This is a genomic window from Halomonas stenophila, assembly GCF_014192275.1.
GTDB classification, from domain to species: Bacteria; Pseudomonadota; Gammaproteobacteria; order Pseudomonadales; family Halomonadaceae; genus Halomonas; species Halomonas stenophila.
Map to the genome: position 1 here is coordinate 41,279 of NZ_JACHXR010000005.1, position 16,081 is coordinate 57,359.

General features: G+C 68.7%; 11 protein-coding genes. 4 read left to right on the forward strand and 7 right to left on the reverse strand.

Going from position 1 to position 16,081, the window contains the following annotated elements:
- Positions 1–85: 85 nt before the first annotated feature.
- A complete protein-coding gene (gene tkt / locus FHR97_RS10350; protein WP_183383731.1) occupies positions 86–2,113 on the reverse strand; it encodes a transketolase in 2,028 nt (675 codons plus the stop codon).
- A gap of 16 nt (positions 2,114–2,129) precedes the next feature.
- The gene (gene tal, locus FHR97_RS10355) at positions 2,130–3,089 is read right to left on the reverse strand and encodes a transaldolase (protein WP_183383732.1); all 960 of its coding nucleotides are present in this window, start codon (positions 3,087–3,089) and stop codon (positions 2,130–2,132) included.
- A 341-nt stretch (positions 3,090–3,430) separates the two neighbouring features.
- On the opposite strand from tal, the gene FHR97_RS10360 reads away from it, so the two are divergent.
- From FHR97_RS10360 to FHR97_RS10370, 3 genes are all read left to right on the forward strand, one after another.
- The gene (locus tag FHR97_RS10360) at positions 3,431–3,910 is read left to right on the forward strand and encodes an RpiB/LacA/LacB family sugar-phosphate isomerase (RefSeq protein ID WP_183383733.1); all 480 of its coding nucleotides are present in this window, start codon (positions 3,431–3,433) and stop codon (positions 3,908–3,910) included.
- A gap of 204 nt (positions 3,911–4,114) precedes the next feature.
- A complete protein-coding gene (locus FHR97_RS10365) occupies positions 4,115–5,416 on the forward strand; it encodes an RbtT/DalT/CsbX family MFS transporter (RefSeq protein ID WP_183383734.1) in 1,302 nt (433 codons plus the stop codon).
- Positions 5,417–5,571: 155 nt separating this feature from the next.
- Positions 5,572–6,549, forward strand: coding sequence for a sugar-binding transcriptional regulator (locus tag FHR97_RS10370; RefSeq protein ID WP_183383735.1), 978 nt, complete (start codon positions 5,572–5,574; stop codon positions 6,547–6,549).
- Positions 6,550–6,558: 9 nt separating this feature from the next.
- On the opposite strand, the gene ugpC is transcribed toward FHR97_RS10370, so the two are convergent.
- From ugpC to FHR97_RS10395, 5 genes are all read right to left on the reverse strand, one after another.
- Positions 6,559–7,674 carry a sn-glycerol-3-phosphate ABC transporter ATP-binding protein UgpC gene (gene ugpC, locus FHR97_RS10375; protein WP_183383736.1) on the reverse strand — a complete coding sequence of 372 codons (1,116 nt, stop codon included), beginning with the start codon at positions 7,672–7,674 and terminating at the stop codon, positions 6,559–6,561.
- Entirely contained in the window at positions 7,662–9,338 is a 1,677-nt protein-coding gene (locus tag FHR97_RS10380; protein WP_183383737.1) for an alpha-glucosidase, read from the reverse strand. Before FHR97_RS10380 ends, ugpC begins: the two co-directional genes overlap by 13 nt.
- Positions 9,339–9,506: 168 nt before the next feature.
- Positions 9,507–12,218 carry an HTH-type transcriptional regulator MalT gene (gene malT, locus FHR97_RS10385; RefSeq protein WP_183383738.1) on the reverse strand — a complete coding sequence of 904 codons (2,712 nt, stop codon included), beginning with the start codon at positions 12,216–12,218 and terminating at the stop codon, positions 9,507–9,509.
- Positions 12,219–12,365: 147 nt separating this feature from the next.
- Positions 12,366–13,418 carry an SPFH domain-containing protein gene (locus tag FHR97_RS10390; RefSeq protein ID WP_183383739.1) on the reverse strand — a complete coding sequence of 351 codons (1,053 nt, stop codon included), beginning with the start codon at positions 13,416–13,418 and terminating at the stop codon, positions 12,366–12,368.
- A 2-nt stretch (positions 13,419–13,420) separates the two neighbouring features.
- On the reverse strand, positions 13,421–13,879 hold the full coding sequence (locus FHR97_RS10395; RefSeq protein ID WP_183383740.1) for an NfeD family protein: 459 nt from the start codon (positions 13,877–13,879) through the stop codon (positions 13,421–13,423).
- A 202-nt stretch (positions 13,880–14,081) separates the two neighbouring features.
- On the opposite strand from FHR97_RS10395, the gene FHR97_RS10400 reads away from it, so the two are divergent.
- Positions 14,082–16,052, forward strand: a complete 1,971-nt coding sequence (locus FHR97_RS10400; RefSeq protein ID WP_183383741.1) for a PhoX family protein — start codon at positions 14,082–14,084, stop codon at positions 16,050–16,052.
- Positions 16,053–16,081 lie beyond the last annotated feature (29 nt).

The window sequence follows — 16,081 nt, forward strand, 5'->3', positions numbered from 1 at the left end:
ATTGTATGCGGCGCCATCAGGCGCCGCCAGACTCTTCGCTGTTGGCATCGAGGATTCGGCGTCGGCCGGACCCTCGCTGTCGTTATCAGGCGGCTCGCCGGGTCAGCAGCCGCTCGGTCGCGACGATGACGTTGTCGACGCCGAAGCCGAAGTGCCTGAACAGGTCTTCCGCCTTGCCGGACTCACCGAAGCGGTCCATGCCGATCACCTCGCCGTCCAGGCCCACGTACTTGTACCAGCCGTCACGATGGCCGGCTTCGACGGCGACCCGCGCGGTGACCCCCGCCGGCAGTACCGACTGGCGATAGGCGGCGTCCTGAGCATCGAAGGTGTCGCAGGAGGGCATGGAGACCACCCGGACCGCCCGGCCCCGGGCCTCGAGTTCGGTGGCGGCGTCCATGGCCAGGCCGACCTCGGCACCGGTGGCGATCAGGATCGCCTCGGGGGTGTCCTCGCAATCCTTGAGCACGTAGCCGCCGCGCTCGATATTGGCCACCTGATGCTGGTCGCGGGGCTGGTGGGCCAGCGCCTGGCGCGACAGTACCAGCGCGGTGGGGCCGGCGTGGCGCTTGAGCGCGACGTGCCAGGCGGCGGCGGTCTCCACCGCGTCGCAGGGCCGCCAGGTGGAGAGGTTGGGCGTGGAGCGCAGGGTGGCCAGCTGTTCCACCGGCTGGTGAGTGGGGCCATCCTCGCCCAGGCCGATGGAGTCGTGGGTAAACACGTGGATCGCCCGCAAGCCCATCAGCGCCGCCATGCGCACGGCGTTGCGCATGTACTCCATGAAGATCAGGAAGGTGGCGCCATAGGGGATGAAGCCGCCGTGCAGCGCGATGCCGTTGATGATCGCGCCCATGCCGAACTCGCGCACCCCGTAGTGCAGGTAGTTGCCGTCTGGGGAGCCCTCAGCGGGGTGGGTGGAAGAGCCGGCGCTGATCGCCTGGGCGCCGTCCCAGACGGTCAGGTTGGACGGGGCCAGGTCGGCGCTGCCGCCGAGCAGCTCCGGGAGCTGCAGGCCGAGCTCGTTGAGGCAGTTGAGCGACGCCTTGCGGCTGGCGAGAGTTTCGCCCTTGGCCTGGGCCTGCTCGATCAGCGCCTCGCTGGTCAGCTCGGCGGGCAGCTCGCCCTTCTGGCGACGCAGGAACTCGCGGGCCAGCTCGGGGTAGGCCGCGGCGTAGCGGTCGAAGCGGGTCTTCCAGTCGGCCTCGCGCGCGGCGCCGCGCTCGCGGGCGTCCCAGCTCCGGTAGATGGCCTCGGGGATATGGAAGGGGGCGTGCGGCCAGTTCAGACGCTCACGGGCCGCGGCGACCTCGTCCTCGCCCAGCGCCGCGCCGTGGCATTCCTCCTTGCCCTGCTTGTTGGGCGCGCCGAAGCCGATGATGGTCTTGCAGATGATCAGGCTGGGCCTGTCGTCGTGGCTGCGGGCCAGCTCGATGGCGGCCTTGACCTCGTCGGGCTTGTGGCCGTCGACGCCGGGCACCACGTGCCAGCCGTAGGCCTCGAAGCGCTTGGCGGTGTCGTCGGTGAACCAGCCCTCGACCTCGCCGTCGATGGAGATGCCGTTGTCGTCGTAGAAGGCGATCAGCTTGCCCAGCCCCTGGGTGCCGGCCAGCGAGCACACCTCGTGGGAGATGCCCTCCATCAGGCAGCCGTCACCCAGGAAGCAGTAGGTGTGGTGGTCGACGATGGCGTGGCCGGGGCGGTTGAACCGGGCGGCCAGGGTGCGCTCGGCCAGCGCCATGCCCACGGCGTTGGCCAGGCCCTGGCCCAACGGGCCGGTGGTGGTCTCCACCCCCGGCGTGTAGCCCAGCTCGGGGTGGCCCGGGGTGCGCGAGTGCAGCTGGCGGAAGTGCTGCAGGTCCTGAAGGCCCAGGTCGTAGCCGGTCAGGTGGAGCAGGGAATAGAGCAGCATGGAGCCGTGGCCGTTGGACAGCACGAAGCGGTCGCGGTCGGCCCAGTGGGGGTTGGCCGGGTTGTGCTCGAGGAAGTCGTTCCACAGCACCTCGGCGATGTCGGCCATGCCCATGGGGGCACCGGGATGGCCGGACTTGGCCTTCTGGACGGCATCCATGGACAGGGCGCGGATGGCATTGGCCAGTTCGAAACGGGTCGGCATGACGGCATTCCTGTGGTCAGTGGGCGGCGAGACGCTCGGCGATCAGGCGCTCGAGGTGTGCCTGATCCTCGGCGAAGCGGCGGATGCCCTCGGCCAGCTTGTCGTTGGCCATGGCGTCCTGGTTGTGGCCCCAGCGGAACGCGGGCTCGCCGAGCGGCGCCGGGCGCTGGGCACGGCCGTCTTGTATCTCGACCCCACGCGCCACTTCCCCCTCGTTGGCAGCCAGCTCCTCGAGCAACGCCGGCGAGATGGTCAGCCGGGGGCAGCCGGCCAGCGCCAGCACCTGGCCGGTGTTGCGGAAGCTGGCCCCCATCACCACGGTGTTGAAGCCGCCTTGGCTGACCCGCTGGCAGACGCTCCGCACGAACTGCACGCCGGGGTCGGTCTCGGGAGTGAAGTCCTGGCCGGTCGCCTGCGTGTACCAGTCGGTGACCCGGCCGACGAATGGCGAGACCAGAAAGACGCCGGCATCGAAGCAGGCCTGGGCCTGGGCCTCGCTGAACAGCAGGGTCAGGTTGCAGTTGATGCCTTCCTTCTCCAGCACCTCGGCGGCGCGGATGCCCTCCCAGGTGGAGGCCAGCTTGATCAGCACGCGTTCCCGCGACACGCCGCGCCGCTCGTACAGCTCGACCAGCTCGTGGGCCTTGCGGATGCTGGCCTGGGTGTCGAAGGACAGCCTGGCGGCCACCTCGGTGGAGACCCGGCCGGGCACCACCTGGGCGATCTCGCTGCCCATGGCCACGGCGAGGCGGTCTACGGCCTGTTCGGACTGGGCCTGGCGATCGCCGCCCTCGGCCTGGATCGCCGCCAGCTCTTCATCGATCAGCGGCTGGTAGTCGGGCAGTTCGAAGGCCTTGAGGATCAACGAGGGATTGGTAGTGGCGTCCTGGGGCTGGTAGCGCCGGATGGCAGTCAGGTCGCCGGTGTCGGCGACCACCAGGGAGAGCTGCTTGAGCGCGTCGAGTCGAGTCGACATGGGTACCTCCTGGGGCGTTGTCGTTTGGTGCTGGTTTGTATTTGATCTTATTGCGTTCAAATGATTGGGGTTGGTTGGGGGTGTGTCAAGCTTGTGTTGCGTTACAGGATACGACATTGGTCGTATGAATAGAGGGAACACTCCCAGGGTATTTAAGTTAATTTATTGAAATAAATGGTTTATACGAGTGGTGATAGGGTGTGACGCTGAAGGAGTGGTGGTGCTGTTCGTATGATCTCTGTCTTTACAAATGTTTGGCTGGTGTTATTTTGAATCCCAGGTCCTGGTCGGCGAGGCAAGCGGCCGGGTCATGATTTCCCATCCATAGAGAGGTAACCGCCATGTCCTGCAACGACACCCCCCTGCGGATCGCCATCGGTGGTGATGAGGCCGCCTTCCAGCTCAAGGAGGTGCTGATCGAGCATCTGGGATCGCTGGAATATGTCGTGGAAGACTTCGGCACCTACAATGCCGAGCCGATCCTGTATCCCGATGTGGCGGTCGCGGTGGCCCAGGCGATCGGCGAGGGACGCTTCGATCGCGGTATCCTGGTGTGCGGCACTGGCATCGGCGTGGCGATCGCCGCCAACAAGGTGCCGGGCATTCGCGCCGCCCAGGCTCACGACACCTATTCCGCCGCCAAGGCCAGAACCAGCAACGATGCCCAGATCGTCACCCTGGGGGCGCGCGTGGTGGGGCCGGAGCTGGCCAAGAGCATCGTCGAGGCCTTCCTGGCCAGCGACTTCCCCGGTGGTCCCTCGGCCGCCAAGCTGGCACGCATCCGCGACTACGAGAGCGGTCTGGAGCGTCCCCGGCTGTGAGCGGGTCATGGGGTGCCGTCAACGACAGCAAGCAGCTCACCAGCGCTTTGACATGGCACGAGCGTGATGGGCGCAGTCGGCAACAGGAGCCGCCAGCCAGCCGGCGCCCATGATTCCAACAACAGAGTCAAAGTCCCGGCATGTCCCGTCAGGTGACACGGTCGCCACCGACCCGAGGACATGCCCGGCCGCGAGGAAAACAACATGAGTAGCACGGCCATCGCATATGTCGCGCGGGAGTCCGTCTTCGACCGGCTCGGCATCCCGCATGCCCTGCGCTGGGGGTTCCTGGGCGTTCTGATGTTCATGACCGGCAACGGCGTGGAGTCGAACTTCATCGCGCCGCACATGCAGCAGGCGCTCGGGGCCTCGGGGGCCGGCCTGGTGCCCACCATCATCACCATGTATGGCGTGGCGGTGATCATCGCCTCCTATCTCTCCGGCACGCTGGCGGACCTGTTCGGCCCGCGGCGCGTGATGCTGCTGGGCTTCCTGGTCTGGATCGCCTTCGAGCTGCTGTTCCTGGTCGCACTCACCGTCGAGTCGCTGGCGCTGGTGTTCATCGCCTATTGCTTTCGCGGGTTCGGCTTCCCGCTGTTCGCCTTCGGCTTCCTGGTGTGGGTCAACGCCATCGTGCCGCGCCAGCGCAACGGTGCCGCCGTCGGCTGGTTCTACGTGATGTTCACCGGCGGCCTGCCGACCCTCGGCACCCTGTTCGCCTACTTCTCGATCCCCGCCTTCGGCGATGACTTCCTCGGCGAGCGCAGCACCCTGTGGGCCTCGATGGTGCTGGTGACCCTGGGCTTCCTGCTGGTGTGGCTGGGGGTGCGCGAGCCCACCGGGCGTCGCCGCCTGGCGCCGGCGCACGAGAGCGCAGGACGGGTGATGGCCAGCGGCCTGAGCCTGACGGCGCGCAATCCGCGTGTGTTGATGGGCTTTCTGGTGCGACTGATCAATACCGCGCCGGTATTCGGCATGTTCATCATCATGCCGGCGGTGATCGCCGATGAGCTCGGCTGGGGGCAGTCGCGCTGGCTGATGATGACGGTGATCGTCTACGCCGGGAACATCCTGTTCAATGCCGCCTTCGGCGCCCTGGGCGACAAATGGGGCTGGCAGCGCACGGTGCGCTGGTTCGGCGTGGTCGGCTCGGCGCTGGGGCTGCTGGCCTGGTGGTACGTGCCGCACCTGGTGCCGGCGGGCTCCGAGTGGGGCTACTACCTGTCGGTGGCGGCGGGCACGCTCTTCGGCATCCTGCTGGCCGGGTTCGTGCCCATGGGCGCGATCATGCCGGCGCTGGTGCCCGATCACAAGGGGGCGGCCATGGCCATGTACACCACCGCCGCCGGCGGGGCCGCCTTCCTCGGCGCCGCCGTGGTGGCCCTGGTGCAGCCCTGGGGCGGCAATGCCGGTGTGGTCTGGGCCTTCGTGGCGCTCTATGGTGCGGCCTTCGTGATGCTGTCCTGGCTGCGCGTGTCGCAGGATGGTGAAGCGGCGATGGGCTGATGCCGTCATCGGTGCGGCGCAGCGTCGGCAGGGTGGATCCCCTGCGGCACGGCGTGGTCCGCCGTCATGTGCGGCGGGGCTCGGGGCAGGCGGCGGTCGATGTGCTATCGTATGGCGCCTTTCGCCACGACATTCGACCATCAGGGACGCGCGCGATGAACGATCGCCAGGACAACCCCGACATCGATCTGATGACCGAGATCGCCACCCTCTACTATGTGGAGGGCGAGACGCAGGAGGTCATCGCCAAGCGCCTGGGCATCTCGCGGGTCAGGGTCGGGCGCCTGCTCAAGCGGGCGCAGGCGGAGGGTATCGTCGATGTGCGCGTGCGCCAGCATCCCGCCGTGAGCGCCGAGATCGAGCAGGAGCTCAAGCGCCGCTTCGGCCTCAAGCGGGCGTTGATCGCCCTGGACAACGGCGATGTCGATGCCCAGCGTGCCTCGGTGGCCAGCCTGGTCGCCGACCATCTGTCACGCCGCCTGGAAGACGGCAGCATCGTGGCGGTGGGCATGGGGCGCAACGTAGGGGCGGTGGCCGACAACGCCTTCGACCACGGCGAGCGCCACTGCTCCTTCGTCTGTGCCATCGGCGGTTCACTGCGGGCCGGCGAGTACATGAACCCGGACCACATCTGCCGGCGACTGGCGCTGAAATACGGCGGCGACAGCGAGACCCTCTATGCGCCCGCTCTGGTGCAGAACGCCGAGTTGCGTGACGCCCTCTATGACAATCCCACGGTGCGCCAGACCCTGGACCGGGCGCGACGCGCCGATGTCGCGCTGATCGGCGTCGGTGACGTCAGCGAGGACAGCAACATGGTGCGCATGGGGTGGTTCTCGCCCCAGGAGATCGCCGAGGCCCGCTTGTCCGGTACCGTAGGCGACATGATGGGCTATGACTTCATCGATATTCATGGCCAGCCGTCGACTACCCCCATGCAGGGGCGCGTGGTGGGCCTGACCATCGCCGACCTGGCGCGCATCCCCGATGTCATCGCCATCGCCAGCGAGAACACCAAGGCGGTGGGCATTCTCGGGGCGGTGCGTACCGGGGTGATCGACACCCTGGCCACCAGTGCCACTAACGCCCACACGATCATTCGCCTCGACGAGGCGACGGCCACCGAAGGCTGAGCCTCGCCGTCAGTGGGCGATGCCGGGGATCTCCACCTGGCGCGGGCAGGCCGTCCCGTCCGACGCGAAGAGGTGGCAGTGGTCGCCGGCCAGCCCCAGCACGACGGCCTGGTGCTCCTCGAGATGGGCCAGGCCGTCCAGGCGCTGGGTCAGGGTGCCCTCGACGCCTTCGACCTGCAGGTGGGCGAGCGTCTCGTAGCCGAGCTTCTCGGCCACCATCAGCCGCGCCGTCAGCCGTGCCTCGCCCTGGTCGGGCGTCACGAAGTCCTCGGCGCGCACGCCCAGGGTGGCGGTCTCGCCGGCCGCGAGGCCGCGGCCGTCCACCGCCACGGCCAGCGTCTCGCCGGAGGGCAGGCGCACGCCGGTGCGCCGCGGGCCCGGGTCGACCACCGTCACCGGCAGGGTGTTGATGCGCGGTGAGCCGATGAACTCGGCCACCTCCAGGGTGTGCGGGAAGTGGTAGAGCGACAGCGGCGCGCCGACCTGGGCGATGCGGCCGCTCGAGAGCAGCACGATGCGGTCGGCCAACGTCATGGCCTCCACCTGGTCGTGGGTCACGTAGATCATGGTGGCGCCCAGGCGCTTGTGCAGCTCGGCGATCTGCACCCGCATCTCGACCCGCAGCGAGGCGTCGAGGTTGGACAGTGGCTCGTCGAACAGGAACACCGCCGGCTCCTTGACCAGGGTGCGGCCGATCGCCACCCGCTGGCGCTGGCCGCCGGAGAGGTCCTTGGGCTTGCGCTCGAGCAGCTCGGTGAGCTGCAGGATGCCGGCGGCGTGCTCGACCCGGCGGCGGATCTCGGCCTTGTCGGTGCGCGCCAGCTTGAGGCCGAAGGCCATGTTCTCGGCCACCGTCATGTGCGGGTAGAGCGCATAGGACTGGAAGACCATGCCGATGTCGCGTTCCTGGGGCGGGATCTCGTTGATCCGCTCGCCGTTGAGGCACATCTCGCCGCGGGTGATGTCCTCGAGCCCGGCGACCATGCGCAGCAGGGTCGACTTGCCGCAGCCCGAGGGGCCGACGAAGACCACGAATTCGCCGTCGTTGATGGTCAGGTCGATGTCCCGTGAGATCTCGACGCCGTCATAGTCCTTGCCGATGCTTTCGAGTGTCAGACGTCCCATTGCGCATCCTCCTCGTCGGATTGCGGGCAGCGGGCGATGGCGATGCCATACGCCGGCAGAGTGAGAGTGCCGTCCTGCCAGGCGCCGTTGACCATCGCCGGCGCCTCCTCGAGGCCCTGGGCCTGGCGTGGGGCCGGCAACTCGCGGGGCTCATCGGCGAAGTTCAGCGCCACCAGCAGACGGCTGCCCTGATGAGTGCGCTCGAGGCACAGCACCTCGTCACGCACCGGGTGGTAGCGAATCTCGCCCTTGACCAGGGCCGGCTGGGTGCGGCGGAAGGCCAGGAAGGCGCGAGTGGCGTTGAGCAGCGAGTCGGAGTCGGCCTCCTGCCGGTCCACGGCCAGGCCCCGGTGGGCATCGGGCACCGGTAACCAGGGGGTGGCCCGGGAGAAGCCGCCCTGGCGGGCGTCGGCCTGCCAGGGCATGGGCGTGCGGCAGCCATCGCGGCCCTTGTAGGCCGGCCAGAAGGTGATGCCGGCGGGGTCGACCAGTTGCTCGAAGGTCAACTCGGCCTCGGTCTGGCCCAGCTCCTCGCCCTGGTAGAGGCAGACACTGCCGCGCTGGGTGAGCAGGAAGACCAGGTAGAGGCGCAGCTTTGCTGCGTGGCCCTCGGCGTCCCAGCGGGTGGCCAGCCGGGTGACGTCGTGGTTGCCCAGCGCCCAGCACGGCCAGCCGTCACCGATGCGCGCCTCCATGGTGGCGAGCGTCTCGCGCAGGAAGGCCGGGTCATGGCGATCGCCGAGCAGGTCGAAGGAATAGGCCATGTGCAGCCGGTTGCCGCCCTGGGTGTATTCGGCCATCACGCCCAGCGAGTCGTCGTCGCCGACCTCGCCGACGCTGGTGGTGCCGGGATACTCGTCGAGCAGCGTCCTCAGCCGCTCCAGGAAGGCCAGGTTCTCCGGCTGGGTCTTGTCGTACAGGTGCAACTGGTAGCCGTAGGGATTATCCGGGCGCACCCCGATGAAACCCTCCACGATCTCCTCGCGGGGCGGGTTGTCCTTGAGCTCGCCGTGGGTGCAGAAGTTCACCGCATCCAGGCGGAAGCCGTCGACGCCGCGCTCCAGCCAGAAGCGCACCTCGCCGAGGATGGCCTCGACCACCTCGGGGTGGCGGAAGTTGAGGTCCGGCTGCTCGACCAGGAAGTTGTGCAGGTAGTACTGGCAGCGGCGGGTGTCCCACTGCCAGGCGCTGCCGCCGAAGATCGCCTGCCAGTTGGTGGGCGGGGCGCCGTCGGGCCGAGGGTCGGCCCACACGTACCAGTCGGCCCTGGGGTTGTCGCGGCTCTGTCGGCTCTCCTGGAACCAGGCATGCTGGTCGGAGGTGTGGGAGAGCACCTGGTCGATGGTGACCTTGAGCCCCCGGGCGTGGGCGGCCTCCACCAGGCGGTCGAAGTCCGCCAGGGTGCCGAACATCGGATCGACGCCACGGTAGTCACTGACGTCGTAGCCGAAGTCCTTCATCGGCGAGGTGAAGAAGGGCGACAGCCAGATGGCATCGACATTCAGCGAGGCGATGTAGTCGAGCTTGTCGATCACGCCCTGCAGGTCGCCGATGCCGTCGCCATTGGTGTCCAGGAAGCTGCGCGGGTAGATCTGGTAGATCACCGCGCCGCGCCACCAGTCGGCGCCCTGGCGGCCGAGGTACTGGGAGGTGTCAGTGGTCATGGGCCTTGTCCTTGTCGTGGATCTCGATGGCGGGCGCGGTTGCGTGCCGCCACGCGGGGCGCCCGCCGCACGGGAGGAGCTGTCGATCCATGGTGGCGGGAGTACCGACGAGAGAGATCCTCCCGTCGGGGACCAGGCAGGCGTAGGCGGGGGGAGGAGGGGGAGTGACTACTCCCCCTGGATACGAGTGAGGAGGTCGCCGGCCAGGGCGATGGCCTCCTCGCGGCGGCGGATGTTCTGTTTCTGGTAGAGGCTGCGGATGTGCGTCTTGACGGTGGTGGGGGCCACCGAGAGCTGCTCGGCGATCTGCTCGTTGGACAACCCGGCGTGGATCAGGCCGAGGATCTGCCATTCGCGCCGGGTCAGTGGCGAGGTGCGAATCAGTTCGGGCACGTCGGGGCGGGCGACGATGTCGGCGATCACGGTGTCGTCGAGCATCAGGCGCACCGCGCGACCGAAGTCGCGCTGGCGGCCGGCCAGCTCGATCAGGCGCTCGGCCCGCGCGCGGGACAGCTCATCGAGCCCGCCGTCCTCGAGCAGGGCCCCGAGCATGTCGACCAGCGGCTTGCCCAGGCGCAGGAAGCTGCCGATGAGGGCCGTGCGCGAGGCCAACTCGAGGGCACTCGCCATGTGGGCCAGCGCCGCTGCCTCGTGGCCGCATTGCCATTCCAGCGCCGCCAGGCACAGCCGGTTGCGGTTGGCATCGGTGACCAGCCCGAAGCGCCGGGTCTGTGTCTCCAGGGTCTCCAGCAGGGCCCGGGCCTCGTCGGTGTGGCCGAGCAGCATCAGCGCCCGGGCATGATTGCGCACGTTGGCCTGGGCGAAGTGGTTGCTGGCGGTGTCGGGCTCGGCGGGCGGCGCCTCCTGCAGCCAGCGGGCCACGGCGTCGCGGTCGTCGTTGGCCTGCCACCAGGCCAGCAGGGTGGCGTGGGCGTTGGCCCGCCAGTCGATGTGATAGTCGCCGTCGGCGAGGATCTTGCGGATGCGGCGGATGTGGTCGGCACACTGCGCCTGGTCGCCGCGGGCCTGGGCGACCTTGGCCAGGACGACGTGGCACTGCAGGGTCCAGTGCTCGCCCTGATTGTCGAGCACGGCGATACCGGCCAGCGCCGCCTGCTCGGCCTCGTCCAGGCGGTGCCATTCCCACAGCAGCTGGCTGCGGATGCGGTACAGGAACTCGGCCACCGGCAGGCGATCCAGGACGCAGTGCTCGATATGCGCGAAGGCGCGCTCCTGGATATCGAAGGCGGCCTGCAGCCGACCCTGGGCGACCAGGGTCTCCGAATGGTGGCACAGCGCCCATAGCATCAGCTGGTCATCGCCGATGTGCCTGGCCTCCTGTTCCACCGCCTGGATGCGGGTCAGCGACTCCTCGAGATGGCCCTGGACGAAGCGTGACTCACAGAGAATGGCGCCAGCCGAGACCGGGGTGGCGGCCAGGTAACGCGCCGGCAGGGTGAGGGCATGTTCGGCCAGCGGGGCGGCCCGCTCGGCGTCGCCCTGGTTGATCGCCAGTTGCGCGCGCAGGGTGGCGAACTCGGCGGCGAGTTCCTGCCAGGCGGGTTCGTCGAGTTGGGCCTCGATCCAGCCGATGGCCTGGGCGGTACGGTTGAACTGGTACTGGGCGTGCGAGACCCAGCCGTGGATCAGCGTGAGGCGTGGCGAGGCGCCGACACGCGGCTCGCCGAGTGTCGCCAGGGCCCGCGCCAGCAGCGCGAAGTGGCCGTGGGCCAGCAGGTAGGGGCCCTGATCCTCGATCAAGGCCACCAGGGCGTCGGGGTCGTCGGCCTCGATGGCCTGGGCCAGCGCCAGGGCCGGGTCGCCCAGCGCCAGCCAGGCCTGGCTGGCGCGGCCGTGGAGCCGGCGCTGGGTGTCCAGGCTCAACTCGTGGCGGCGGTGACGCAGGTACTGTGCGAACAGGACATGGAAGCGGCACCACTGGTCGTGGGGGTCGGGGCGATGCAGGAACAGGCCGGTCTGCTCCAGGGCCTCCAGGCGCTGGGTGACCCGGTCGCCGTCCAGCAGTCGTGCCACCAGCGGCGGCGAGAATCGCTCCAGCACCCCGAGCCGCAGCAACAGTTCCTGGTCGGAAGCGTCGAGGCTGGCGTTCAGCAGGTCGTCGAACCAGGCCACGAAGTCCGGATGCGCCCCGGACAGGCGCTCGAGCAGCGCATCGAAGCCGGCCCGGGTGGTGGTGCGCTCGATCAGCCAGGTCAGGGCCATCGGCCAGCCCTCGGTGAGGCGCAGGGCACGCTCCAGGCTGACACGAGTCGGCGGGAAGCTGAGCTGCTCGGCGCACAGGGTCTGCGCCTCCTCCTGGTCGAGGGCCAGCTGTGCCACGTCGATCTCCTCCAGTTCGCCGCGCAGTCGCATGGCCGGCAGGCCCAGGGCGGGGCGGGAGCGGGACACCAGCGTCAGGGTCAGCCAGCGCGGCTGATGGCGCAGCCAATGAGCCAGCCCCTCGAGAATGGTGGGATGACGGATGTGCTCGAACTCGTCGATCACCAGCCGACAGGGTGAGGCTTCGGCGGGCAGGCCGGCCAGCCAGGCCTCCAGCTGCGCATCGAAGGGGAGGGCGTCATCCACTGCCGGCAGCGAGACCGCCAGGTGCTCGCGGCACAGCCGCGCGAGGGCGGCGGCGAAATAGGCGGCGAAGCGCGCCGGCTCGTCATCGCAGGCATCCAGGCGCAGCCAGCTTGCCGTCTGCTCCAGGGCGGGCAGCCGCTCGGCGACCAGGGTGCTCTTGCCGTAGCCCGGGGGCGCCATGACCAGCAGTACCCTGACGCGCTCGTCGAGGACGAAGTGATCGTTGAGGCGCGGTCGGGCCACCAGTGAGATGGGCAATGGCGGGGGCGCGAGCTTTTCCTGGATCAGCGGCATCGGGACTCCCGAGACGAGCATGGCTGGCCGGGTATTATGCCCGAGAGGCCGGCGGGACCGATGATGGCTACGACGAAGGTCCAAGGTGAGAACGTCACCCTCAGGGCCCGGCAGGCGCCGCCGCGCCGGGCCCGCGTCGCGGATTCCTCAGTCGCCGCCCGAGGCGGCCCCGCCGACCATGCCGCTGCGCAGCCCCTCCCGGGGGGCCTGCGAGCGGAGGTGGTTGGCCACGGCGTCTTCGGGGGAGCCGGCCATCTCGCGGAACATGCCCATGGAGCCGAGCAGGGCGGAGGACTCGTAGGGCACGAAGACCCGCTCGCCGTGCTGGGCCATGGTGGGCAGGGCCTTGATATAGCTCTGGCCCAGCAGGTAGCCCACCACGGTGCGCTTGTTCTCCTCGCTGGCGCCGATGGCGCCCAGCACCAGCTTGATCGACTCCTGCTCCCCCTGGGCGCGCAGGATGGCCGATTCCTTGTCGCCCTGGGCGTTGAGGATCGCCGACTCCCGCTGGCCCTGGGCCTTGGCGATGGCCGCCGCCTTCTCGCCCTCGGCCTCGGTCACGGTGGCCCGGCGTCGGCGCTCGGCGGCCATCTGCAGGCGCATGGCGGACTCCACCTCCTCGGGCATGGCGATGTCCTGCACCTCGACCCGGGAGATCTTCACCCCCCACTTGGAGGCGGCCTCCTCCATGGAGGACTGGATCTCGTTATTGACCTCGGCACGCGACTCGAACAGCTTGTCGAGTTCCATCTTGCCGACCACCGAGCGCAGGGTAGTCTTGGCCAGCACTTCCACCGCCTGGCTTATGTTCTCCACCTCGTAGACGGCGCGCTTGGGATCGATGATCTGGTAGTAGAGGGCGCCATTGATGGTGACCGTGACATTGTCGGTGGTCACCACCGGCTGGCCGGGGAAGTCCATCACCGTCTCGCGGCGGTCGATGCGGGTCTCGTCACTGGTGATGGCCTGGTAGTCCTCGCCGAGCTTGCGGTAGCGGATCATGGTGATGGCGCGAGGCTGCTCGATGAAGGGGATGATGATGTTGATGCCGCTCTCCAGGAGCCGGCTGAACGACCCCAGGCGCTCGATGACCATCACCTCGGACTGGCGGACGACCACCAGGCCCTTGGCGATGATCAGGATGCCGATGACGACGATGATCAGGCTGAGAATCAGCCCCGGATTGACGGGCAGGTCCATGCTCATTGCTCCTTGGAAGTGGCGAGGCGGACGACGGCCGTGGTGCCGTCGAACTCCTCGAAGATCACGCGGGTCCCCACCGGCGGGTCGGTATCGCCGCTGCCGGCGAGGCGGATCCGATAGAAGTCGCCATTGATCTTGATGCCGCAGGCACCGTCGAAGTCGCGCGCCAGGACCGTGAAGGCCCGGCCCTTCTCCACGCCGGTGCCGGTGGTGCCGTAGGCCACGCCCCTGGGCGAGAAGCGGGGACGAATCACCATGATTGCCAGCGGCGCCAGCAGGCCCGAGAACACGCCCATCCCCAGCAGCTGCCATGACAGGGAGAGGCCCAGTGCAGCGAGGGCGGCGGTCAGGGCGGCCGCCACCCCCAGGGCCAGCAGCAGCAGGGCGCCCGAGGTCAACTCGGCGAGCCCCAGCAGCAGGGCAATGGCCAGCCAGGCATAGGCGGGATTCCAGTCCATGTGGACTCCGTGGTGTCGTGTCTGCGGTGTGGTGGCACCGCCAGCCAGAGGGCGATCGCCTCGCCGGGAGGTCCCCAGCCCATTATTAGCATAATGTGGTGCATTGGACCTGCAGGATTTTCCACGTCGGCTTAACTAGATTGACACCTTGAGGGCGTATCACTTGTGGCCCGTCACCGCCGATCATCAGAGGAAAGACGTCATGGCCTTCAATCGTCGCGCCCATTTCGAGAACGCCGAGAACACGCCCAGCAACCCCGAGGTTCACTCGCCCATCGGCGAGATCATCGAGCGTCGCTTCTCGCGTCGCGGTTTTCTCAAGGGCGCCGGGTCGGCCGGCCTGGGCGCGGCGGCCATCGGTGCCATGAACCCGCTGGCCGCCGCCATCGCCGCCGAGGGGGGCAACCTCGACCGCTTCGCCTTCGACGAGATCCCCCATGGTGTCGATACCAGCCACCATGTGGCCCCCGGCCATGATGCCGAGGTGCTGATCCGCTGGGGCGACCCGCTGTTCGCCGATGCGCCGGCCTTCGACCCGCACAACCAGCACGCCGATGCCCAGGAACGCCAGTTCGGCTACAACAACGACTATGTCGGCTTCGTGCCCCTGGAAGGCCGCCTGGATCGCGGCCTGCTGGTGGTCAACCATGAGTTCACCAACGAGGAGCTGATGTTCCCCGGACTGCCCGGTCCCCAGGACGAGCACGACTTCAGCGGTATCACCGCCGAGATGACCGAGATCGAGAAGGCGGCGCATGGCCTCTCGGTGGTCGAGATTCGCCGCGAGAACGGTCGCTGGGGCTATGTGCAGGACAGCCGCTACAACCGCCGCATCACCCCGCGCAGCACCGAGATCGCCATCGGCGGGCCGGTGGCCGGCCATGCCCGGGTGCGCACCGACGTCGACCCGGAGGGCCGTCGCGTGATCGGCACCCTGAACAACTGCGCCGGCGGCATGACGCCCTGGGGGACCATCCTCACCTGCGAGGAGAACTTCCACGGCTACTTCCTGGGGGACGCGACCCATCACCCGGAGAAGGACAAGCTGGCGCGCTACGGGGTGCCGGGGGCGTCCTACAGCTGGGGCCGCCACGATGCCCGCTTCGATATTACCCGGGAGCCCAACGAGCCCAACCGCTTCGGCTGGGTGGTGGAGATCGACCCGCTCGACCCCACCTCCACGCCGGTCAAGCGCACCGCCCTGGGCCGCATCAAGCACGAGGGGGCGGCGACGCTGATCGCCGAGGACGGCCGTTTGGTGGTCTACATGGGCGACGACCAGCGCTTCGACTATGTCTACAAGTTCGTCAGCCGCGACGCGGTCAACACCGCGGACCCGGCCGCCAACCGCGACCTGCTCGATGACGGTACCCTCTACGCGGCCCGCTTCGATGCCGGGGGCCGCGTGACCTGGCTGCCCCTGGTCCACGGAGAGGGGCCGCTGACCGCCGAGAACGGCTTCGCCAGTCAGGCCGATGTGTTGATCGATACCCGCCTGGCGGCCGATGCCCTGGGCGCCACCCCCATGGACCGGCCGGAGGACATCGGCGCCAACCCCGTCACCGGCGGTGTCTACGTGATGCTCACCAACAACCACAAGCGCGGCGAGGACCGGGTCGATGCGGCCAACCCGCGAGCCGAGAACCTCTTCGGCCACGTGCTGGAGATCATCACCGAGGGCCGTCACACCGCCACCGAGAACCGCTGGGATATCCTGGTGCGCTGCGGGGACCCGTCCCGGGGCGAGGTCGGCACGATGTGGAACCCGGCGACCAGCGAGAACGGCTGGTTCGCCTCGCCGGACAACTGCGTGGTGGATGCCCGGGGCCGCCTGTGGGTGACCACCGACCAGGGCGACAAGTGGCCCAAGTCGGGCACCGCCGATGGCGTCTGGGCGCTGGAAACCGAGGGCGAGCGGCGCGGGACCGGCAAGATGTTCTTCCGGGTGCCGATCGGGGCCGAGATGTGCGGTCCCTGCTTCACTCCCGACGATACCGCCCTGTTCGTGGCGGTGCAGCACCCCGCCGCCGACGGCGCCGAGGCCTTCCCGGGGCACGCGGGGCGCTCCAGCTTCGAGACGCCGGCGACCCGCTGGCCGGACTTCGAGGAGGGGGTGCCGCCGCGGCCCTCGGTGGTGGCGATTACCCGTCACGGCGGCGGCACCGTCGGCTGATCGTGACGTTTCCTTCCTGGGGGATCGCT